The organism is Nocardia sp. NPDC050408 (genome assembly GCF_044458905.1).
Taxonomy (GTDB): domain Bacteria; phylum Actinomycetota; class Actinomycetes; order Mycobacteriales; family Mycobacteriaceae; genus Nocardia.
Genome location: NZ_JBITIL010000032.1, coordinates 1 through 21,485, shown reverse-complemented (window position 1 = coordinate 21,485; position 21,485 = coordinate 1). Strand labels below are relative to the sequence as shown.

The 21,485-nt window shown below is 64.7% G+C and carries 21 protein-coding genes and 2 pseudogenes; 12 read left to right on the top strand and 11 right to left on the bottom strand.

The window, feature by feature from the left end; all coding sequences use genetic code 11:
- Positions 1 to 43 precede the first annotated feature (43 nt).
- The 5 genes from ACIBJI_RS40370 to ACIBJI_RS40350 all read right to left on the bottom strand — a co-directional run bounded on the left by ACIBJI_RS40370 (position 44) and on the right by ACIBJI_RS40350 (position 6,232).
- Positions 44 to 2,362, bottom strand: coding sequence for an ATP-binding protein (locus ACIBJI_RS40370; protein WP_397088380.1), 2,319 nt, complete (start codon positions 2,360 to 2,362; stop codon positions 44 to 46).
- A 76-nt stretch (positions 2,363 to 2,438) separates the two neighbouring features.
- Complete coding sequence (locus tag ACIBJI_RS40365; RefSeq protein ID WP_397088378.1) at positions 2,439 to 3,641, bottom strand: cytochrome P450; 1,203 nt, start codon at positions 3,639 to 3,641, stop codon at positions 2,439 to 2,441.
- On the bottom strand, positions 3,638 to 4,936 hold the full coding sequence (locus ACIBJI_RS40360) for an NAD(P)/FAD-dependent oxidoreductase (protein ID WP_397088376.1): 1,299 nt from the start codon (positions 4,934 to 4,936) through the stop codon (positions 3,638 to 3,640). Before ACIBJI_RS40360 ends, ACIBJI_RS40365 begins: the two co-directional genes overlap by 4 nt.
- A complete protein-coding gene (locus ACIBJI_RS40355; protein WP_364357670.1) occupies positions 4,914 to 5,240 on the bottom strand; it encodes a 2Fe-2S iron-sulfur cluster-binding protein in 327 nt (108 codons plus the stop codon). The genes ACIBJI_RS40360 and ACIBJI_RS40355 overlap by 23 nt, the downstream gene beginning before the upstream one ends.
- Positions 5,241 to 5,293: 53 nt before the next feature.
- The gene (locus ACIBJI_RS40350) at positions 5,294 to 6,232 is read right to left on the bottom strand and encodes an SDR family oxidoreductase (RefSeq protein ID WP_364357667.1); all 939 of its coding nucleotides are present in this window, start codon (positions 6,230 to 6,232) and stop codon (positions 5,294 to 5,296) included.
- Positions 6,233 to 6,911: 679 nt separating this feature from the next.
- Between ACIBJI_RS40350 and ACIBJI_RS40345 the strand changes: the two genes are divergently transcribed.
- The 7 genes and pseudogenes from ACIBJI_RS40345 to ACIBJI_RS40315 all read left to right on the top strand — a co-directional run.
- Positions 6,912 to 8,390 carry an aldehyde dehydrogenase gene (locus ACIBJI_RS40345; protein WP_364357664.1) on the top strand — a complete coding sequence of 493 codons (1,479 nt, stop codon included), beginning with the start codon at positions 6,912 to 6,914 and terminating at the stop codon, positions 8,388 to 8,390.
- Between the two features lie 29 nt (positions 8,391 to 8,419).
- Positions 8,420 to 8,788: a nuclear transport factor 2 family protein gene (locus ACIBJI_RS40340; protein ID WP_364357661.1), complete on the top strand. Its 369-nt coding sequence runs from the start codon at positions 8,420 to 8,422 to the stop codon at positions 8,786 to 8,788.
- 8 nt (positions 8,789 to 8,796) lie between these two features.
- Complete coding sequence (locus tag ACIBJI_RS40335; protein WP_397088371.1) at positions 8,797 to 9,807, top strand: fumarylacetoacetate hydrolase family protein; 1,011 nt, start codon at positions 8,797 to 8,799, stop codon at positions 9,805 to 9,807.
- Positions 9,808 to 9,815: 8 nt separating this feature from the next.
- Positions 9,816 to 11,021, top strand: coding sequence for a VOC family protein (locus tag ACIBJI_RS40330; RefSeq protein ID WP_397088369.1), 1,206 nt, complete (start codon positions 9,816 to 9,818; stop codon positions 11,019 to 11,021).
- 11 nt (positions 11,022 to 11,032) lie between these two features.
- The gene (locus ACIBJI_RS40325; protein WP_396955214.1) at positions 11,033 to 11,815 is read left to right on the top strand and encodes an SDR family NAD(P)-dependent oxidoreductase; all 783 of its coding nucleotides are present in this window, start codon (positions 11,033 to 11,035) and stop codon (positions 11,813 to 11,815) included.
- Positions 11,816 to 11,867: 52 nt separating this feature from the next.
- Positions 11,868 to 12,575, top strand: coding sequence for an alpha/beta hydrolase (locus tag ACIBJI_RS40320; protein ID WP_364357649.1), 708 nt, complete (start codon positions 11,868 to 11,870; stop codon positions 12,573 to 12,575).
- A gap of 64 nt (positions 12,576 to 12,639) precedes the next feature.
- Positions 12,640 to 12,750, top strand: a pseudogene (locus ACIBJI_RS40315) (propionyl-CoA carboxylase); the annotation flags it as partial.
- Positions 12,751 to 12,881: 131 nt separating this feature from the next.
- On the opposite strand, the gene ACIBJI_RS40310 reads toward ACIBJI_RS40315, so the two are convergent.
- Positions 12,882 to 13,088, bottom strand: coding sequence for a hypothetical protein (locus ACIBJI_RS40310; protein WP_397088414.1), 207 nt, complete (start codon positions 13,086 to 13,088; stop codon positions 12,882 to 12,884).
- Between ACIBJI_RS40310 and ACIBJI_RS40305 the strand changes: the two genes are divergently transcribed.
- A complete protein-coding gene (locus tag ACIBJI_RS40305) occupies positions 13,024 to 13,305 on the top strand; it encodes a hypothetical protein (protein WP_397088419.1) in 282 nt (93 codons plus the stop codon). The two genes, ACIBJI_RS40310 and ACIBJI_RS40305, sit on opposite strands and share 65 nt — an antisense overlap.
- Positions 13,306 to 13,401: 96 nt before the next feature.
- On the opposite strand, the gene ACIBJI_RS40300 is transcribed toward ACIBJI_RS40305, so the two are convergent.
- Positions 13,402 to 13,989: a TetR/AcrR family transcriptional regulator gene (locus ACIBJI_RS40300; RefSeq protein ID WP_397088366.1), complete on the bottom strand. Its 588-nt coding sequence runs from the start codon at positions 13,987 to 13,989 to the stop codon at positions 13,402 to 13,404.
- Positions 13,979 to 14,752: an SDR family NAD(P)-dependent oxidoreductase gene (locus tag ACIBJI_RS40295; RefSeq protein WP_396955216.1), complete on the bottom strand. Its 774-nt coding sequence runs from the start codon at positions 14,750 to 14,752 to the stop codon at positions 13,979 to 13,981. The genes ACIBJI_RS40300 and ACIBJI_RS40295 overlap by 11 nt, the downstream gene beginning before the upstream one ends.
- Before the next feature lie 222 nt (positions 14,753 to 14,974).
- On the opposite strand from ACIBJI_RS40295, the gene ACIBJI_RS40290 reads away from it, so the two are divergent.
- Together ACIBJI_RS40290 and ACIBJI_RS40285 are read left to right on the top strand one after the other, a co-directional pair.
- A complete protein-coding gene (locus tag ACIBJI_RS40290) occupies positions 14,975 to 15,253 on the top strand; it encodes a hypothetical protein (protein WP_397088364.1) in 279 nt (92 codons plus the stop codon).
- Between the two features lie 29 nt (positions 15,254 to 15,282).
- Positions 15,283 to 15,372, top strand: a pseudogene (locus tag ACIBJI_RS40285) (hypothetical protein); the annotation flags it as partial.
- Between the two features lie 99 nt (positions 15,373 to 15,471).
- Here the strand turns inward: ACIBJI_RS40285 and ACIBJI_RS40280 are convergent.
- The 3 genes from ACIBJI_RS40280 to ACIBJI_RS40270 all read right to left on the bottom strand — a co-directional run bounded on the left by ACIBJI_RS40280 (position 15,472) and on the right by ACIBJI_RS40270 (position 17,754).
- The gene (locus tag ACIBJI_RS40280; protein ID WP_364357637.1) at positions 15,472 to 15,915 is read right to left on the bottom strand and encodes a hypothetical protein; all 444 of its coding nucleotides are present in this window, start codon (positions 15,913 to 15,915) and stop codon (positions 15,472 to 15,474) included.
- A gap of 315 nt (positions 15,916 to 16,230) precedes the next feature.
- Positions 16,231 to 16,800, bottom strand: a complete 570-nt coding sequence (locus ACIBJI_RS40275) for a TetR/AcrR family transcriptional regulator (protein ID WP_364357634.1) — start codon at positions 16,798 to 16,800, stop codon at positions 16,231 to 16,233.
- Positions 16,801 to 16,917: 117 nt separating this feature from the next.
- Positions 16,918 to 17,754 carry an enoyl-CoA hydratase/isomerase family protein gene (locus ACIBJI_RS40270; protein WP_364357631.1) on the bottom strand — a complete coding sequence of 279 codons (837 nt, stop codon included), beginning with the start codon at positions 17,752 to 17,754 and terminating at the stop codon, positions 16,918 to 16,920.
- A 576-nt stretch (positions 17,755 to 18,330) separates the two neighbouring features.
- Here ACIBJI_RS40270 and ACIBJI_RS40265 point away from each other — a divergent pair.
- Both ACIBJI_RS40265 and ACIBJI_RS40260 read left to right on the top strand, forming a co-directional pair.
- Entirely contained in the window at positions 18,331 to 19,497 is a 1,167-nt protein-coding gene (locus ACIBJI_RS40265; protein WP_397088361.1) for a serine hydrolase domain-containing protein, read from the top strand.
- 158 nt (positions 19,498 to 19,655) lie between these two features.
- Entirely contained in the window at positions 19,656 to 21,257 is a 1,602-nt protein-coding gene (locus ACIBJI_RS40260) for a long-chain-fatty-acid--CoA ligase (protein ID WP_364357625.1), read from the top strand.
- Positions 21,258 to 21,485: the final 228 nt, after the last annotated feature.

The window sequence follows — 21,485 nt, the reverse complement described above, 5'->3', positions numbered from 1 at the left end:
CTACGTAGCCTGTGACGTGGGACACCGTATCGGGGATGTGCCGTCACGGCTTCTTGCCGAAGGCGGTGGCCGCCCACACACCGGCTTCGGTGCGGGAGCCGACGCTGAGCTTGGTCAGAATGTGCTCGACGTGAGCCTCCACCGTGCGCGGGGAGAGCACCAGCTTGCCGGCGATAGCGCGGTTGCTGAGACCCTCCGCCAGCAACGACGCCACCTCCCTTTCTCGGGGCGTCAGCAGCCCGGCCAAGGCCACCCCTTCCGCCTGATCCGCTGCGACGGTGGCGGCCGACCCCAACGCCAGGCGCATCCGTTGCCCTCGGTCGAGTCGGCGCCCGATCTCGTGATGGCGGGTGAACAGGTCCTGCCCGAGACGTTCCTGGGTGGCGGATTTGATCTCTCGATAGCGCGAGCCCAGCAGGCCCGGGACCTCAGTATCGACAATGGACAGCAGTTCCGCGACGACACCCAACAGCTTTGCCGCCTTCTTGGGATCGCCGGTGTCCAGCGCGATTCCGGCCATCAGATTGAGGACGACCGCACTGCCGAAATCGTCGTGGTAGTCCCATCGCAGTGTGAGACTCTGTTCGGCGTACTCCTCGGCGACAGCGAGGTCTTGGCGCGTCCACGCGTCGAATCCCAGCATCCACAGCGAATAGGACCGGCCCCACGTATCGCCCAGCCGCTCGCTTCGCTCGACTGCTTCCCGGCCGGCTGCCGCGGCTCCCTGATGATCTCCGGACAAGCTCCTGATCAATCCGAGTAGGAACAGGGTCATCAGCAGACCCTCGACATCCGCGTGCTCGCGGTGCCTGGAGTAGGCCGCTTCGAGAGATGAGCGGCAGCCCTCGAAATCCCCGGCGACCATGGCGGTCAGGCCCGTCCACGTGGCGGCGCGCGCGGCCATGCGCGAATCGCCGAACCTCTGGGCTATCCCGTCGGCTTCGTCGAGAAAGTCGCGGGCAGTGCGCGTTTCGCCGTGCAGTGCCTCGAACCACCCCGCTGCCCACAGCGCGTTGCCGCGCTCGGCGCAGGCGGTCGTGTCGCCGGCGAGAGCTCGCTCCAACCAACGTCGACCTGCGCGGAGATGGCCGCTCATCCACGAGAAGCGGAGGTCCGCGGCGAGCTCCAGCGCGCCATGGGAGCCAGGGGCCGCCCGCAGGAGATCATCGAAAGCCAGCTCGAGGTTGGTGATATCGGACTCCCACCGCCGGACTATGTCGGGTTGGCCCGGGCCGAAGAAGTTCTCGGCGGCTCGGGCCGCCCAGGTTCGGTAGTACTCCGTGTGGGCACGGCGGGCGCGGCCGCAGTCTTCGCTGTCCCGAGCTTGCTCTCGAGCGAACTCGCGCAGCGTTTCCAGGAACCGGTAGCGCATATCACCCTGTGCCGTCTCGGTGAGGACGATCGACTTGGACACTAAGCCGTCGAGCGCGTCGAGAAGTTTGGTTCCTTCCAGTGGCGGGAGTCCGCACACCGCCTGGATCGCGGGGAGATCGGCGCTGCCGCTGAACACGGCCATTCTCTCCCAGAGCAGCTGTTCGGTCGGGGAGCACAGGTCATAGCTCCACCGCACCAGCGCGTCCAGGGACCGGTGGTGCGGTGCGGCGGTGGGATCGCCGGAGGTCAGCAGCGCGAATCGGTCGTCGATGTGGGCCAGCAGCTCCTGCACCGACAGCGACCGCAGCCGCACGGCGGCGAGTTCGATGGCCAGCGGCATTCCGTCCAGAGTGGCGCACAGCCTCGCGACCGCCGCCGTGGTGTGCGCGGTGATCTCGAATTGATCGTTGACGGCCCTCGCTCGGGCTTCCAGCATGGCCGCGGCCGGATATTCGCGTAGTTCGTCCGCGGTAACGTCGCGATGGCTCGGGGGGATCGCCAGCGGGCGGACGACGATCACACGTTCGCCCCTGATTCCCAATGGCTCTCTGCTGGTTGTCAAAACCCGTAGCTCGGCGGACGCGGCGAGGAGCGCGGACAGCAGTCGCCGGCATCCGGGCAGGACATGCTCGCAATTGTCCAGTATCAACAGCATCGAGCGTTCGGCTACGTGCCGGCAGAGCTGTTCTTCGGCATCCACGGTGGCCAGGGCGCTCAGCCCGAGCTGGGTCACCACGGCCTCGGCGACGGTGTCCGAACTGCGTTGCGCGCCAAGCTCGACGAACCAGGTGCCGTCCCGGAATGCCCGGTCGAGTGTGGCGGACAACGCCGCGGACAACGTGGTCTTGCCCACGCCACCGGGGCCAGTGAGTGTCACGAGGCGGGTAGCGGAAAACAATTCACGTGCGCTCGCCAGCTCGCGCTGGCGCCCGAACAATTCGGCTGGTGGTGGCGCCAGTGCGCGAGCACGAGATACTTGCTTGCTCATCCCGGCCATTGTGCTCCAGCGACAAACCGGTCGTCATGGATTTCTCCGGTCGGGCGAACCAGCGGGCCGCGGCATGTCAGTTCCAGGCCACCGGCAGCGCGGTGAGCCCGCGGAACACCCAGCCGAACCATGCCTCGTCACGACGCGAATCCACGTGCAGCCCAGGGAGTTCCGCGTACAGTATCGGTACCGCGATCTCCCCGATGCCGATGCGCGCGGCCCAGTGACCGGCGCACAGGTGCACACCTCCGCCGAAGGCCAGGTGCGGATGCCGCGGGCGGGTGATGTCGAACTCGTCGGCACTCTCGAAAACCGTGGTGTCGCGATTGGCTGCGGCGACGAGAATGCCAACCATCGTGCGCGCAGGCAACCGTACGTCCTCGAGCACGGTCTCGCGTGTCGTCTCCCGTGGGTAGTAGCCGATCGGTGACAACCACCGGACCGTCTCGTCGAACACGGCGGGCCACAAGGCCGGATCGGCCAGCACGTGGTCGCGCTGCTCGGGATGGCGGTCCAGCGCCCACACCGTGCTCGTGATCGCGTGCTGCGGTTCATTCATGCCGCCGGAGATGACGAGGTCGACATTGGCGGCGATCTGCGTCATCGGCATACCCGCATTGGCGAACGCGGAGATGATGCTGCGGTCCGGGTGCGCCCGGTAGTAGGGGACGAGCTCCTCGAGCCTGGCGTCGACCTCCGCGCGGGCATCGTCGCAGCGCCGCCAGGTTTCCGGATCGTCGAAGATATTGCCGATTCCCTCGACGAAGGTGTTCGACCAGCGGCGCATCACCTCGACCTCGACGTCATGGAAACCGAGCAGGTCGATCAGGTTCTGCGCGGCGACCGGCGCGGCATAGTCGCGATTGAGGTCGGCACGGTCGGGACCCTGCTCGCGCATGAGGGCGAGATGAGTCCGGGCATTGCGTTCGAAGATGGGGGCCCAGTGCGCACGCATGATTCCCGGCCGCAAGGTCGGATTGACGGGTTGCCGTTCGCGCGCATGGTCCGGATCGTCCTTGTTCACCATCGGCTGCGAGCCCACTGCCCTGGCCATCTGCGCGGTGGCTCCGGTGGTGACATTCGCGCTGAAGGTCTCTTGGTTCGCTTCGACGGCCCGGCACGCCTCGTGGGAGGTCACCAGGTACTGGTTCAGCGCGGGGACCCAAGCCACGGGCGATTCGTCGAGCAGACGCCGGTAGGTGGGGTAGGGGTCGGTCAGCATCGCGGCGGGATCGACCCAGTCGGCGGTGGGGACTGCGGAAGTCGACTTCGTTGTCATGAAGAGCTCCTCGAGGAAAGGGCGGATTCTCGATGGGGTGCCACGGAGGCCTGCGCGAAGGCCTTGAGACTGAACGCTGGATCGCTCAGCTGGCGGATAGCCGGTGAGCGGCCGGCCGCGAGCAAGCGGCGCGCCGCGACGTGGTCGGCGGGGCGATTGAGTGATTCGACCGCGGCGAGACGGCCTTGCCGATAGCAGCAGACCGAGAACCGGTCGGTGCTGGGATCGCCGATGACGATGTGTGCGTCGTCGGGCCGGCGCACCCCGGCGATCTGCAACTTCAGCCCACCCTGGTGGCTCCAGAACCAGGGCAGCTCGGTGTAGCCATCGGTGTCGCCGAGTATCGCCGAGGCCACGTGGCGGGCTTGATCGGTGGCGTTCTGGATTGACTCCACCCGCATTCGGACACCGGCGTAGACATTCGGATGGTTGGCGCAGTCCCCGATGGCGTAAATCGCGGAATCGGGGGTGCGCAGGTTCTCGTCGACCACGATCCCGTCAGACACGGGAAGGCCGGCGTCGGCCGCGAGTTCGTCCCGGGGCACGACTCCGATGCCGACCAGGACGATATCGGCGCGGTACCGCTCACCTGTGGTACCGACCGCGCCGACCACGTGATCGTCGGTGCCGATGAATCGCGCGACCGCCTCGCCGAGCCGGATATCGACGCCGGCCTCGCGGTGTGCGGCAGTGAGGTGGTTCGCCATTGCCGGGGACAACGCTCGTCGCATCGGGCGGTCCCCGGATTCGAGGACGGTGACCGCGAGCCCGTGTTCGCGGGCTGCCGCCGCGACCTCTAGGCCGATGAATCCGGCGCCGACGATCAGGATCGACCGGCTCCGGCTCAGTGCGGAGTGCAGTATCTCGGCTTCGGCGAGCGTACGCAGCGCGCGAATACCGGCTAGGTCCGCTCCGGGGACGGTGATCGTGCGATTGGCTGCCCCTGTGGCGAGAATAACTGTGTCGTAAGGTAATTCACCGCCATCAGAGAGCCGCACGGTCCGCGATAGGCGGTCCAGTTCGGTAGCGGTGACACCGGTGCGCACATCGATCCGGCGGTCGGCGAAGTATTTCGGCGTCCGCAACGGCATCGCCGTTGGTCCCTCCGAGGGGGAGAGGAATTCCTTCGACAGCGGTGGGCGATGGTAGGGGTGTCCAGGCTCGTCGCCTACAACCGTCAAAGGCCCGGCGTGGCCACGCGCTCGCAGCGCGTCGGCGACCTCGACTCCGGCGTGTCCGGCGCCGATGACGACCACACGCTGAACGGCAGGATCAGACCTGGGATTCCGGGACATCGACCTCCACCTCCTCGAGATCGGTGCCGATCAGCAGTTGGCACCCCAGACGGCTGCGCTGACCGTCACGCGGGCTGGCGGTGCACTGGAGCATCTCCTCCTCGTCCTCGCCGATGGGCGGCAGTCTGTCCACGTAGGGCTCGCGCACGAGGACATGGCAGGTCGCGCACATCGCCTGCCCGCCACACTCACCGACTATGCCGGTGACGCCGTTGTGTACGGCCGCGTGCATCACGCTGACGCCGGCATGGGTCTCGACGATGTCGGTATCGCCTCCGACGTGGTGAAAGATGATCTTGTGCAATGGAACTCTCCTGGTCGGCCGACAAGCTCGGTTTGCGGGAACGCGCGTGCTCGCTACGAGACCGCGCCGATCTCGTCGTAGCGCCGGGTCTTCACGCGCTCCATCACGGTGCGCAGCGATTCGGGCTCACGGCCGGTGATCAGCTTCACGTGGTGCGACAGCAACGCCTGGTATCCCTCGGCCACCGCGACTTCGGCGGAAACCAGTTCATCGCTGGCCCACATATGCCCGTCGGGGCTGGGCGGCATGCTCGGGTCATAGGTGCGGGGAATGCCGACGGAGTCGAAGAACGCCAGACGCTCGTCGGACGTCACTCGCTCGTACTTGATCGGAACGCCGAAGACCTCCGAGCCGAGTCGCGCGATATTCTCGAAATTGAACAACTCCGGTCCGGTGATTTCATACACGGCTCCCGCATGCCGCCCGGGCTCCACTAGGCATGCGGCAGCGCAGTTGGCCACATCGCTTTTCGCCACCGGCGCCAGGTATCCATCTCCGGTGGCCTGGGCCATCACTCCGGCTTGCGCGGCGGGCGCGACCAGTATTTGACTGACGATTTCGGAGTAGAGGGAACTGCGCAAAATTGTGTGCGCGATGCCGGAGTCGCGGAGGTCGATCTCGGTTTGACAGTGGTCCTTCGCCGACAGCGCCGGATTGGTGGGGTGCACGCCGCCCACTGAGGTGTACACAATGTGGCGGATGCCCGCCCGCTGTGCCGCGTTGATGGCATTGAGATGCTCGGGAACTCGCCGTCCGAGGTTGAGCCCACTGATCAAGAACAGGACGTCTCCGCCGCGGTAGGCGGCGTCCAGTAAATCAGGTTCCTGGTAGTCGCCGCGTCGGACGTGGATCCCTTCCGTCTCGCGCTGTGCGAGCTTGTCCGGGGTGCGGGTCACGAGCGTCAACTCGTGGCGTGGGTTCGCGTTCGAGAGCAGAGCGGTGACCCGCCGCCCCAGGTCGCCCGAGGCTCCGCTGATAACAATCCGACTCATTGAGTTTCTCCTGTCGATTTTTGGTCCGGGCTCGCGTAGTGAACGATCCGAGGCGGTGCGATGTAGTGGGCTGCAATCGCGTTCGCGATCACGTCCGATCGGGGGTGTGGCGGGGAAGGTCTCGGTGGGTCCTCGACTCGCTCCCGGCCGACCTGAAGCAGGTACGTATCGAGGTGATCGACATTGCGGATCGGTTCGGCGAAAACGCATCCCGGCGACTGCAGCAGCAGGTGCCGGACTCTGGCGAAATCCGTCGTGAGCCGCGGCCCGTCGCCGGACCGGACACGGAGTTCGGTGTGCTCGTAGATCATGAGGTCACATCCAGGTCCGCGCGTTTGGGTGTTGCCGACCCACGATGCCGTGATCGAAATCACGCAGTGGGCGAAAGTCAGAATGCGGATTCGCCATGGGGCGTGTAAAGGTCAAGAAGTTCAGGTCGACGATGCGCTGACCGCATAAGAAGCGTGCTCGGTGCGTGAATTCCTTTATCCCGCCGCGCTTGCGCACTCGGCCTCGGCTGTCGTCATGAAAATGGCAGATCATGCATGCGATGCATGGTCTGACTGAAATTCCTGGCCTTTACGTGTCATTGATGCGATACGCATGCTTGCTACGACGGAATTTGCCGCGCCACGCAAATTCACCACATCGCCTCTGATGACAAATCCAGGAGGACCACATGTCCCTCATTGCCGAGCGACACACCGACCTCGACCGCACGCGGTTCTTCATCGACGGGGAGTGGGCCGAGCCTCGGAGCAGCCGCACCTACCGCGTGGTCGAGGCGGCGACCGGGGAGGGGCTCGGTATCGCCGCGCTGGGTGGCGAGGACGATATCGACGCCGCGGTCCGGGCTGCTCGCACCGCTCTCGATCACGGGCCCTGGGGCCGCACGTCGGCGGCCGAGCGTGCGACGGCGATGCGGCGGTTCGCCGCTGCGCTGGAGCGACGCGCCGATCACACCTCCACCTTGGTGACGCGTGAGAACGGTATGCCCATTCAGTTCTCGCAGCAGGTGAACGGTGGCCTGCCGGCCGTGCTGCTGCGGATCTATGCGGAGGTGGTCGAGAAGCTTCCACTGGAGGAGGTGCGGCCGAGTCCGAAGGGGTCGACGATCCTGCGGCGGGAGCCGGTTGGTGTGGTGGGGGCGATTACGCCGTGGAATTTTCCGCAGGCGTTGGCGATGTTCAAGGTGGCGCCCGCGCTTGCCGCGGGGTGCACGGTGGTGTTGAAGCCGTCGCCGGAGACGGCGCTGGATGCGTATGTACTGGCGGAAGCGGGGCTCGAGGCCGGGCTGCCCGCGGGGGTGCTGAATATCGTTGCCGGTGACCGTGATTCGGGAGCGGCGCTCGTCTCCCATCCTCTGGTCGACAAGATCGCGTTCACGGGCTCCACCGCGGCCGGAAGGATCATCGGTGCCGAGTGCGGGCGGTTGCTCCGGCGCCACACCCTGGAACTGGGCGGGAAGTCCGCGGCGATCTTCCTCGACGATGGGGACATCGACACCTTGCTCGCGGGTCTTGGTGGCGCTTCGTTCCTCAACAACAGCCAGACGTGCACGTCGCAGTCGCGGATTCTCGTGGCCCGTTCGAGGTACGACGAGGTCATCGACGCGGTGGCCGGTTATGTGTCCGCCATGAATATCGGAAATCCGCTCGATCCGGCTGTGACCTTGGGGCCGATGGCGACCAGCGCACAGTTGGACCGGGTTCTGGGCTACATCGACATCGCGAAGAAATCGGATGCCCGGCTGGTCACAGGCGGTGGCCGTCCGACCGGTCTCGATCGGGGCTGGTTCGTCGAGCCGACCGTATTCGCCGATGTGGACAACAACGATTTACTCGCTCGTGAAGAGGTTTTCGGTCCTGTGATCGCACTGCTGCCGTTCGACACCGATGAGGAGGCGGTGCGGGTCGCCAACGACAGCGACTATGGGCTCGCGGGTTCGGTGTGGAGCGCGGACGAGGATCGCGCGCTCGAAATCGCCGGGCGGGTGCGCACCGGCACGATCGGCCTCAACTATTACGAGCTGGACCTGGGCGCGCCGTTCGGCGGCATGAAGTCCTCGGGCGTCGGCCGTGAGCTCGGGCCGGAGGGAATCGACGCGTACCTCGAATACAAGGCTGTATACGCATCGAAGAAATACCTGTCGGCCTGATCAGTGTGAATGCCGGAAAGGATATGAATATGAGTGATCCCGTTGCCGTGGTGCGTGCCTATTTCGACGCCGTCGCGGCCGGTGACCCGAGTGCCGTCGGAGCGCTTTTCGCGCCGGACGCGGAATTGCACAATGCGGCGGGCACGCTTCGGGGCGCGGAAGCGATTACGAGGATGTACGAGGGCGGTCTCCGGCCCGGCGCCATGAAGCCCAGCCCCGGACCCCTGGTGGTCGACGGCGAACGGGTCGCCGTCGAGATCGATCTGAACGCCGACGGGAAGTCTATGAAGCTCGGCGACTTCTTCACGGTTCGCGAGGGAAAAATTCATCGCCTCGCGATCTACAGCCTCAATCCGGTAAACCCGAAGTTCTTCGACGCTGCTGAAGAGAATTCGTGAGGAGAATAATGAAGATTGCAGTCTTTGGACCTGCTCGCAGGGTCGGCGCCGTCCATGAAGGATCCATCGTCGATATCAACGGTGCGTACGCAAAGTATTTGGCCGAGACATCCGATACCGCGCGGCCACATGCCCGTGCCGCGGCGGAGGTCCCGGCTTCGCTGAACGACTTCATCGAGGAAGGCGACCGGGCTCTCGACGGCGCGAGAAACGCTCTGGAGCACCTGTTCTCCAAGGCGTACGACGATCGCGGGGTGGCGGGAGAGCGACTTCGCTACGAGACGGATGAAGTCATCCTGCACGCACCAGTGGAGGGCAGGTCGCGGATCTTCGCCGCGCTGGCCAACTTCGCCGACCACATGGACAGCGCCGCACAGAATTCCAGCTCCGAGGATCAGGCCGAGACGCTCCAGCGGCTCACGTCGGGCGGTCCGAAGTTCTTCCTGAAGGACTCGCGGGCGGTGTCCGCCGACGGGCAGCCCCTACGCTATCCGAGGCGAACCCAGCGGCTGGACTACGAGGCCGAAGTAGCGGCCGTGATCGGCAAACGTGGCCGTGACATCCCCGGCGGTGAATTCCGTTCATACATCTGGGGTTACACCTTGCACAACGACTGGTCCGTGCGCGACAACGTCTCCTTCGGCCCGGACTTCCTGTATTCGAAGAACTTCGACACCTCGGCGACCGTCGGGCCCTGGATCGTCGTGGACGAGGACATCGACCCGCAGAACATTCCGCTCGAATGCCGTGTCAACGGCGAGGTCAGACAGTACGGCAACACCAGCTCCATGGTGCACAGCTTCGCCGCATTGGGCGAATACCTGTCCGCCGACACGACTTTGTGGCCCGGCGATCTGATCAGTAGCGGTACTCCGAAGGGCACGGCCGTCGATTCCAGCAAGCAACTGCCCGATGGAACGCTCCCGGACACGCTCTTCGTGAAGCCGGGTGACGTTGTGGAGATCTCCTCCAGCCTCATCGGATCCATCCGCAACAAGATCGTCGCGCCCACCGAATGAAGGAAGTCATGGCAACAGGGCAATTCCCGGTCGGCGGGGTGCTTTACGATCGCCCGTTCAAGATCCGCCGACTCAATCATTTCGGCATCAGCGTGGATGACACCGGCCGCGCGCTCGCCTTCTATCGAGATGTGCTCGGATTCTCCGTCTCCGACAAGATCGATCTGAAGATCGTCGAGCCAGGGGAGTGGATGGACGGTGTTCCGGACACACACATCTATTTCCTGCGCCACAACAGCGACCATCACACCTTCGTGTTGATGCCGCGTCCGTGGATCGACCAGACCGCCTCCGCGCCGCGTTCCGATATCACCATCAACCAGATCACCTGGCAGGTCGGCAGTCTGCGGGAGGTCGTCGAAGCCCGGGTGTGGCTCGAGTCGACCGGAACCAAGATCAGCCGGTACGGCCGCGATCCCGGATCCAATTGGCACACCTACTTTCCCGAGCCCACTGGGCACATCAACGAACTCGAGTACGGCATCGAGCAGGTGGGCTGGGACGGGTTGAGCAAACCGGAAGCGATGTGGCCCTGGGGGATTGGGCACCCACCGCTGCCGACCAGTTCCGAGAGCACCGAAATGGCAGTGGCCGCGGTCAAGGGCATCGACTTGAACTCCGGTCACCGGTGGGTCGACGAATTGTCGAAAACTCATGATGTGGGAGGGGTGCTGCTGTCGCGGCCGTTCAAGGCCGTTCGGATCGGACCTGTCAGCATCTTCGTCGAGGACGTCGCTTCGAGCGAGCGCTACTACATCGAAACACTCGGCCTCGCGCCGAGCGAGGAGGTCACCGTCCTCGGCCATCGCGTCGTCTTCTTGCGGGCGAACACCGAACATCACAGCATCGGCCTGTTCCCGCTGGAACTTCGTGCGGCCCTTGGGCTCAGCGAAAACACCACGCTGCTCTCCTTCGGTGTGCAGGTCGGCTCCTACGAGCAGTTGCGCGCGGCTCGGACCCACCTGCTCGAGCGCGGCGTCACGCTGCTGGACCTGCCGCCCGAGATCCACCCCGGTATCGATTACGTCATTCACGCCGTCGACCCCGAGGGACATGTGATGCAGCTGTACTACTACATGGAGCAGATCGGCTGGGACGGCAAACCCCGTCCGGCGGACCAGCGCCGCCGGGTCGAGCCCGGTGTCTGGCCCGAGACCCTGCCCGCGTTGCCCGATACCTATTCGGGCGAAACCTTCTGGGGGCCACTGGGATGACCGACAGTATTGTGAACGAAAGAACCGCGGTCGTCACCGGGGGAGCCCAGGGTTTGGGCGCAGCCATCGCATCGCACCTCGCCCGGGACCGGTTCGCGGTCGCGCTTCTGGACATGCAGGAGGATGCCCTACAGCGCGCGAAGAAGAGTATCGAGACCCGGTTCCGTGACGCCCACGTTTTCGCCGCCGCCGTCGATCTGTCCCGGCCGGAGGACGTCGAGCGAGTGTTCCAGGAGATCGACTCCGAGTTCGGCAGGATCGATGTGCTGGTGAATACTGCGGGAGGCAGCGGAACCGTCGCGGTGCGCGAGATCGAGGACTTGCCGCCGGATGTCTGGAACACCGTCATCGGCAATAATCTGACGAGCGCGTTCCTGTGCGCTAAGTACGCCGTTCCAATCATGCGGCGCAAGGGCTTCGGCCGCATCGTCAACTTCTCCTCGGCCGTGGCGAATGGCCTCGCGGGTCCATCGGGGACGGTGGGTGCGCTCCTGCCGTACGCCGCCTCGAAGGCCGCCGTCAATGGCTTCACCAAGCAGCTCGCCAAAGACCTCGGCGGTAGCGGCATCACCGTGAACGCGATTTCCCCGGGGCTGATCCTGCCGGAGGAGGGCCGGGTCCGGGCGACGTTCGACGCGTTGCCCGCCGAGGCCCGAGCCGCTACCGAGGCGGCGATTCCGGTCGGGCGCACCGGCACGACGGACGAAATCGCCGCAGCTGTCGGGTATTTGGTTTCCGAGGATGCCGGGTTCACTTCGGGTTCCGTGCTGAGCGTCGACGGCGCCGCGTCCTGATTTCACCAGTTGCCGCCGCGAGGCGAGCGACGTCGCGAGAAGGGATTTAAGAATGCTCCCGTACCCGTTGGTCCTGCTGCCCGCGCTCGGCGCGGATTCCCGGTTGTGGGAACCGGTCGTCGAGCGGCTCGGGGATATTGTCGAGTCGACCGTGGTGGCGCATGCCGGAGACTCCGTCGAGTCGATCGCCGACAATGTGCTCGCGCAGGCACCGGATCGGTTCTATCTGGCGGGACTGTCCATGGGCGGCTATGTCGCCGTCGACATCGCGCTGCGGCGGACCGGTCGGCTCGCGGGGCTGGCGCTGGTCAACACCTCGGCACGCGCGGCCTCGCCCGAACGGCGGGCCAGCGGGGAGGACATGATCGAGTTGGCGGAGGCCGGTCGTTACGACATCGCGATCGAACGATTGGCGGGCGCTGTGGCGCCGCCGGGGCGAGACGATGTGGTCGCGCTCGCCGCCGCCATGGCTGGTGATCTCGGGGCCGCTGCGTTCCGCGACCAACAGCGCGCTGCTCTGGACCGGCACGACCGTCGGCCAGAGCTGTCGTGGATCGATACTCCGACGGTGGTGGTCTGCGGTACGGCCGATGGCGTGACGCCGCTCGAGCACAGTGTCGAACTCGCGGAGGCGATTCCTGACGCGGAGTTGATCACCATCGAAGGCTGCGGACATTTCTCGGCTGTCGAAGAGCCGGCGCGGATCGCGGAGATTCTCCGGACACGACTACTGCGGGTCGACGCACCCACCGCGCGGTAGCACCCGGAAGGTATTTCGCCATCCACTTCGCGAGGAATCACAGCACTTACTTGTTCTCCAAAGTATGGTCGCCAACCGCGGCACGATCGCCATTCGCGCCGCGTACGAATTCGGCATCGGCACGGTCGCCGTCTTCCCGTACGAAGACCGCAACTCGGTGCATCGATTGATGGCTTTAGCCATGTCGCACGGTGACGCGCCAGTGAGTTTTCGGCAGCCGCAATCAGCCAGCGAGTCGGATTTCTCGGACATATCGGCGCGGCCGAAATCGTGGAACAAATGTCGTCGTTCATATGGCGGCGGCCTTCACCGGGGCTTTCGTGTGGTACGGCCGCGAGCTGGGCGCTGGGCACACACGATGGCGAGCGCAATATCGATATAGCGTGCTGCCAGCTCCTGCGGTGCGAGCGGTCCAGCGGGCTGGTACCAGCGTGCGATGGACTGGCACATGCCCAGCAGTGCAGTGCCGTCTCTCTCCGTTGGATCGGCGGCGGTGAAGGTCCCCTCGCGCACACCCGTCCCGATGATTTCGGTCAGCAGGGTCCCGACCGCGCACCGCGGCCCCGGCCGCACGGCGCAGCCGGAGGGTGACCCGGGCCAGGTGCACGACCGGTCGGTTGTCGTTGTCGTTGTCGACCGCGGTGACGACCAGGCCCAGCAGCCGGGTCGCATCGTTGAGCGTGCTCGTGGCTCTTCTGTTGTGATCATCCTGCGTAGACAACAGGAATGATCACCGAGGGCCACGGGCTCCTCCTCCGCGCCCTATCAGGTGTGTCTGGCGGTCCGTAGACCCCGATCAAGTTCGAAACCACCTGAAACTCTCAATCTAGTCACTGCCACGAAGGGCGGCCCAGATCCGCGGCGGAAGGACCTTGGCTGCCCTTGCGAGGTCGATGTCCGCGCCGCTGAGCCATCTCCGGGACAGTTCCGACACCGGGCCGATCAGCAGCATCTCGGTCAGCGAGTCCGTCAGGTCCATGATCGCCCCGGCCGCGATGTGGGGTGCCAGCCATTCCTCGATGCGGGCCATGCGCGGAAGTTTCGCCTCCGCGATCACGTCAGCGTGGGCAGGCAGGTAGGCGATGGGCGCCGACGAGTAGAGAAACCGGGCCTTGGCCGGCTGGTGCATGACGAACGACAGGTAGGCCGTCACGATCGCGGTCACTCCGATGCGGGCAGTTCTCGCGCGCTCCAGCGTGGCCACGACGCCGTCGAGCAGTTCCGTCAAGCACTGGGCGTGCAGGGCCGCGGCCAGGCCGTCGAAGCTGCCGAAGTGGTGGTACAGGCTGCCCAGGCTCACCCCGCTTTCGGCAAGTACCGCCTGCACCGTGAACTGACCCGCCTCATGGGTGGTCAGCGCGGCGTCCAGCAGGCGCTGCCTGGTCTGCTCGCCTCGGCGTTGCCTAACGGGCACCGGTCAGTTCCCATGCCTGGTCCCACACTCGGCGCACCAGCTCAGGCTCCTGCGGAAGCGGTTGTTCCTTGTCGATGTTGAAGTACCGGCCCGTGCCGGTCTGCGTCTGCTTCTCCGCGGCCAGGCGCACCACGGGTGCCGCGCCGGTCGCCGCCGCAGGCCACAGCCGTTTGAACAGGCGCAGCAGCGTGCCCTGCACGCCACCCCGATCACCCAGGTTGGTACGGATCACGCCGGGATGCACCGCGTCGATGGTCGTCCCGGCATCCTGCCAACGTCGCGCGAACATTGGCACCATCAGCAGGTTCGCCCGTTTCGTGTCGCAGTAGGTGCGCATCGGGTCGAAGTCCTTGCCCCACGGCGTCCGCTCCGGATCGATGCGGCCCCTCGCGTACAGGCCGGCACTGACCTGGACCACGCGCCGCAGTCGCGGTTCCAGCGCCAGGTTCAGCTGGAACGGCGCCAGGTGATTGACCGCGAACGATTCCTCGATGCCGTCTTCGTTGTGCCGCAATTGGGTCGGCCACACGGCCGCGTTGTGCACGAGCACGTCGATCGTGGGGCACCTCTCCGACAGAGCCACAGCCAGCGCGTTCACTGTTCGCCGCGAGGCGAGATCGCCTTGGACCACCTCGACATCCGGCGGCGCCGACGCCGCCGGGTCACGGGACACCGCAACGACACGATAATCCTTGGCCGCCAATGCTTCGCAGACCGCGTAGCCGATACCCCGATTGCCGCCCGTCACCACAGCCGTTTGCATGCAGCAGAGCCTAATTGGAGATTTTTTCTAGAGCAACTTTCTAGTTCAGGGTGGACTCGTCGCACATGGCGCTCGACCGGGCCCGCCAGCAGGACGGATGGCCCTGAGGGTGTCGCTTCTACGCTTGGATCGAGACCGCGGTCGTGCGCTGGCCCACCGGCGGCCCGTCCTATCGGGCGTACGTCGCGCCTACTGGGGCGGGTCGAGGGCGTCATCGACGAGGTGCGGTATCGGCGCACCGCCGAGGTGCGATGCCGCCGCGGTCGGGCTGGGGATCGGGAACGGGAACTGCGTAACAAGCTCGACGCCAATGTGGAGAACCGTGACGGGGACAGGGGCCGTGCGATGGTCGCCGAGTTGGCAGACCTGGACCAGATCGGGCCGGTGGTGCTGGCCGCGTGGCTGGCCAAGGAGGAACTTCGTCATCTGCTCGCGCTGGCCGGCGCCGGAGCCGACCGGCACTGCATCTCCCATCGGCTGCACCGGTTCTACAGCGTCTGAGCTGAGGGTGGTGTCGCCGAGTCGAGCGTCTGGCCGGCACCGTGCAGACCTGGTGGCCACAGATCCAGGCGTTCATCCATACCGGGATCACCAACGCCGCCAGCGAGGGCATCAACCGGGTCGTCAAGCTCGACGCCTGCACGCATACGGCTTCCACAACCCGGTCAACCAACGGCTCCGCACTCGCTGTGCGACCACTCGACGAGGACGCGGATGCCTCAACCCCGCCCAACTTCGAAGAGCCCTCGATCGCCGCTCTGACGGGTTTCGTGCTCGGTGGCGTTGGTCGGTTCGGCGGTAGCGGCGGGTCGGGAGAACACGATGGCGACCGATTTGGGGCCGTACCCGGACGACGTTGTCGTCGAAAGGAATTCGATGCGCATTGCCGGGTGGGCGGCCTTGCCGAGCGCTGTGAACGCCGATCGGCTATAGGACCGTAGCGCGCTGATGAACCCATCGTGGGCCATATGTCTGAACGACGACCGTACTGCCAGCATCGCCACGGCCACAGGCGCCATCAGCAATGACATGACGAGCAGACGCATCGGAGGCTGGCGTTCGAGGTCGATGACGAGGAACCGGTTGCCGACCCGGGTGGCTTCGGCGATGGCGCGCACTGCGGTGGCCGGCGGTAGGTGGTGAAACGCCTGGGCAAATACCACGTACCAGGTCTCGTGCGTTCTCCTCGACGAGTTCGACCGCGCGCCCAGGATCTCCGGCGGCCATGGCGTGATCGACTGCCTCGCTGAGCATTTGGTGGAGGCGCGCGGTGCCAAACCCGGCCGCCACCGCCACTGCCGCCGCGGCACAGTCGGCGGCGTCGTCCTGTCTGCAAGCTGGGATACCGCGACTATGGCTGGCGTGCCACCGTAGTCGGCTTCGTCTCCGAGAGCCCCGACGTCATCCACACTGTGTTCTTTGATGAAGGCATGAAGATGTTCCACGTACGGGTGGCAAGCCGCAATCGCCGCGGCCGTCTAGAGCTCCTTGAGTGCCGCCGCAGTCTCGGAGAGGATGTCATCGGAGAAGTCGACGTCGCTGACAGCTCGCGCCATGGCTATGGCGCCGACCAGCGCGCTGAGTACTAAGCAGGCGCGACGTCGATCGGCAGCGGCGTCCGAACTCGGCGTCAACCCGGCGAAAAGCTCGAGATACTGCTCGACTTGCTGACCGTAAGCCAGGCGGGTTCGATCATCCGCGCGCGAAATATCTTGAGCCAACCCGGCCACCGCGCATCCGGCCTCGGGATGGGCGCGGTGGGCATGACTTAGGTAGTCGTCGACGATCGCCTCGAACGCCTGTCTGCCGCCTTCCTCGGCCGTGCCCATAGTCCGTGCGCTTCCCTGGACCAAGGCGCGCTCCACCGCGGCACCGACCAATTCCTCTCGGGACTTGAAATGTCGGTAGAAGCCACCATGGGTCAGGCCGGCTTCCTGCATCACCTCTGCTACCCCGACGCCGTTGATGCCACTACGGCGCATTCGGGTCGCAGCGATGTTGACGATGCGGTCGTGGCTTGCCGCCTTGTCGGCCTGCGAACTACCCACGAATAGACCTCCGAGCCTGATCCGACATCAGTCTGATACCGGCGAACTTAACTTTTACCCTGTGCAGCCGAACGTACGCCATGGCTGTGGCCGTACTCAGGTGAGCCGCTCTGGGTGTCAATTGGAGTCACCGCCAAGATCGCCGAGGTGATGGCCGAAGCGTGCTTCGAAGTCGGGACCCACTTCGCCTGCTCGATGGCGGATTCGGGCCCCCCTCTGCTGCACAGTGGGCCAGGAGAATGCGTCGAGGAATGCGTCTTGTGTCTGCACCAGATCCTCAGCGGAGGGCAGTGTGTTGCGGTTGATCAACCGCTTGGCCTCAGCGAGCGCAGGCTTGTCGAACGACGCGATGCGCCTGGCAAGGTTGTCGACGTAGGCGTCGAGCTCGTCGTCGGGGAACGCGCGGTTCACCCAGCCGTAGTTCTCCGCGGTTGCTGCGTCGAAGTCGTCACTGCCGAGGACGATTTCGAGTGCCCTGGCCCGTCCGACGAGCAGAGGCAGGCGCTCGATGCCGCCACCTCCCGGGAAGACGCCCGCCCCGACTTCGATCTGCGCGAAGATCGCTCGCTCCAGACTGGCGAAACGCATGTCACATGCCAGGGCGATCTCAGACCCCCCGCCGCGTGTGCGACCGCGGATGGACGCGATGGTTACGACCGGGGAGGTGGCCAGCCGTGTCGTGGTGTCGATGAACGTCGGCAGACCAGTCGGCCCGGGCGCCAAGGGGAACTCGACGAACCGGGAGACGTCATAGTGATTGATGAAGAAGTCGGGGTCAGCGCTGTCGAACACAACGACCCGCAGCGTGTCGTCGGACTCGATGAGACCGACGACACGCTGTAGCTCGAGGAGGGTGTCCGTATCCGACAAGTTGATCGGCGGATTGCTGAACGTCACCCTCCAATATCCCGGCGCTGCCTCGGTGATCGTGAACTGGGTCAATGATTCGGCCATCGGAAGATTCCTTCATTCTCGGGCGCTGCGCACCCCAAGCGGAGTGCAGCGCATGTGGCGACCTGCAATCAGGATTATGCACATCATCTTGATTGTCAATGGACGCCCCTGCGGCGCCGCTCGCCCGCCGGGCGTGCGAGTTGGGTAGCGGATCCGGGATCGCTCATCAGTGCGGATAGTGGGAAGGCTCGCCACTCCGACGCATCGGCTTCTGTGTTCGTAGGTCCGGTCCACCCGTTCGGGCTGCCGTTCGCACCAGTAGCGAAATCGGTCGAATCGGCTCGGGCTGATCACGTCGCCGGCATGGGCGGCATGAGGTCCGCCGTCGTCGTCGTTGGGCTGTTCGAGCCTTCGGGATTCACATTGCCTTCGCAAGGGCTTGCGACGCGGTTGCCCGAGGGGTCGTTCCTCAGGCGATGTGTGCCGGAAGTGTTCGGTGTCGCAGCCCATTTGGCGATTGACAATCAGGATGATGCGCATCATCCTGATTCTGACGACGAATCGAGGCCACGTTCAACAGCTGGACAAGCGAGTTGGACAGCGGAGCCACTGATTGCAACAACTGAGGAGTCCAACATGACCACTGCCACACAATCACTCGGCATCGACGCGGAACGTCTATCGCTTCTTCCGGCGGCCATCAAGTCCGACATCGACGCCGAGAAATACGACGGGGCAGTGGTCCTGGTCGCCCGGCGTGGTGAGGTCATTCTCCACGAGGCGATCGGATATGCCGACCGGGCAGCCGGGCGCCCAATGCAACTCGACTCGGTCTTCGTCACGCTGTCGATGTTCAAGACGATGACCAACGCCGCTGTGCTCCAATTCATCGATCGCGGTCAGATTTCCTTCACTACGCAGGTCCGCGAGGTCATTCCCGAATACGCGGCAAATGGCAAGGGCAACACCACCATTGCCGATCTGCTGTTGCACAAGGCAGGGCTGCCCCTGGGCGCGCCTCTTCCGTCGGAAGTATTGGGCGACATCCAGGCGACCACTGCCGCTGTGTGCAAGATGGTTCCACAGTCCGTTCCCGGGACGACCATCAGCTATTCGGCGGTGGTCGGACACAGTGTCCTCGCTGAGATCGTGCGCCGATTGGACGGCGGCAGCCGTACGTTCGGTCGAATCTTGCACGACGACTTGCTCGAACCACTCGGCATGTCCGACACCTCACTCGGTGCCGGGCTGCGGGCAGACCTCGCCGATCGAGCGGTTCCCGTGATCGTCCGTGACCGCGGGGCCGCCCTGTTCGATCCAGCGATGCTGGAGGGTGTCGCTGTCGCGTCGGCGATCGAGGGGGTCGAGATTCCGGCAGGTGGCGCGTTTACCACCGCGACGGACTGGCTCCGATTCGCCGAGGCCTTGCGTCGCGGCGGTGAACTCGACGGTGTCCGCGTGCTGAGTCCGGCAATCCTGCGGCTGGCCACCACCGTGGCGACAGGTGATCTCCCGAACAGTCTGTGGGATTACACCCGCCAACAGCGCGGATGGCCCGAATTTCCGGCGAACCTGGGACTGGGCTTCTACGTTCGAGGATCCGCAGCCTTCGTCCATGCGTTCGGGCTTCTCTCTTCGCCAGGAACGTTCGGTGGAGTAGGTTCGGGCTCCACGTGCTTTTGGGTCGATCCGGCCCGTGACATCTCCTACGTCTTTCTCTCCGCAGGCCTGATGGAAGACTCGCGCAGCTCTGAACGGCACCAGCGCTATGCCGACCTCGTCCAGTCGGCCGTCCTGGACTAGACACACTACGGCGAGACTGCGATTTCTTGACGCAGACCTGAAGTGCAAACGATTTCGGCCGCTGTAGTTGTGGCGATGTACTACAGCCGCCGCAACCGGTTCCCTCTACACAGTCGTCGATGCACAGATGTCACCCGCTGACGAGAGAAGAAAAGACGATGATCAACGCACTCACGATGGACGAGCACCCCTTATTGCTGACCACTTTGGTCGAACGGGCGCAGTTGTTTACCGACGCTGACGTGGCTATGCGCCGACCAGACGGTCGTATCGTAAGGTCCAATCTCGGCGAATGTGCCCGTCGCGCAAAACGTCTTGCGACTTCTCTCGCCGACCTCGGAGTCGCCCCGGGGGACCTGGTGGCCACGCTGCTATGGAATCAAACCGAACATCTCGAGTTGTACTTCGCCGTGCCGGCGATGGGCGCGATCCTGCATACACTCAATCCACGACTGCACCCAGACGAACTAGCGTTCATCGCTGACGACGCCGGCGACTCGGTACTTGTCGTCGATGAATCGCTATGGGATGTCGCTTCAAGCATCATCGAAACCCACTCCTTCAACCATGTCATCGTTGTCACGTCGGGCGAGCCGGTTCCTGACGGAACGATTGCCTACGAATCCTGCATCGCGACAGCAGAACCAATGGTTTGGCCAGCGCTCGACGAGCGTAGCGCGGCGGTGATGTGCTACACCTCGGGCACAACAGGACGCCCCAAAGGCGTCGTCTACTCGCACCGCGCCCTCGTCCTTCACTCGATGGCCGCAGCACTGCCGGACGTCGTGGGGATCTCGATGCAAGACACCGTTCTTCCGGTTGTTCCGATGTTCCACGCAAACGCCTGGGGCTTGCCGTATGCAGCTGCACTCGTTGGTGCGTCGATCATCTTTCCCGGACCTCTGCTTGATCCCGCGAACATTCTTGACTTGCTGGCGAGCGAGCACGTGACCGTGACGGCTGGCGTTCCCACGGTGTGGATGGACATGCTGGCCGCCCTCGACGCGGATCCGCATCGGTGGGATCTGTCACGACTGAACCGGCTGATCGTGGGGGGAGCTGCTGTTCCACGCTCGATGCTCGAGGGTTACGACAAGCACGGCTTGGAAGTGATTCAAGCTTGGGGAATGACCGAGCTGGCGCCGCTGGGAGCGATCTCCCGGCTACCGCGCGAACTCGAGACCGATGACGATCCTGACGCTGGGTACTCGCATCGAACCAGGCAGGGCACGGCGCTTCCGCTGATCGAGATACGCGCGGTCGACGATACTGGCTCTCCGATCGATTGGGACGACACAGCGGTCGGTGAACTCGAAGTACGCGGACCATGGGTTGCTGCGGCCTATCACAACGGCAGGGGCGCCGACAGCTTCACCGCTGATGGATGGTTCCGCACAGGCGATGTCGTACGCATCGATAGACGAGGGTCTATCCGCATCTGCGACCGCGTGAAGGACTTGGTGAAATCCGGAGGCGAATGGATCTCCTCAGTCGACCTGGAAAATCACCTGATGGATCACCCAGCCGTCGCGGAGGCGGCGGTAATCGCGGTCCCTGACCCCCGATGGGGCGAGCGTCCACTCGCGGTCGTAGTGCCCCGAAGCGGGCACACCGTCGCATCCGACGAACTCAGAGAACACCTCTCGACCCAGTTCGCGAAATGGCAAGTGCCGGATCGATTCGAGTTCCTCTCCGAGATCCCCCGCACGGCTACTGGCAAGTTTCGCAAAACCGCTCTGCGTGAGCAATTCGCAGACTGACCGGATGTCGGAGTCAATGGCCACTTGTAGGTGGCTCTGGCGCACTTTCGGTGGCGGCGTGCTACTCGACCAAGAGAACACGGCGACGTAGGAGGTCGAAGTTGGCTCTGCCGAACATTTGCCGTTTCAGCATTTTAAAAGTTACGTGGAATCTGGCTCGGGATGATCATGTCTCCCTGGGGTGACCACGGACTTTGGAGGCAGGTTGAGTGGCGCGGTGGCGCTGGT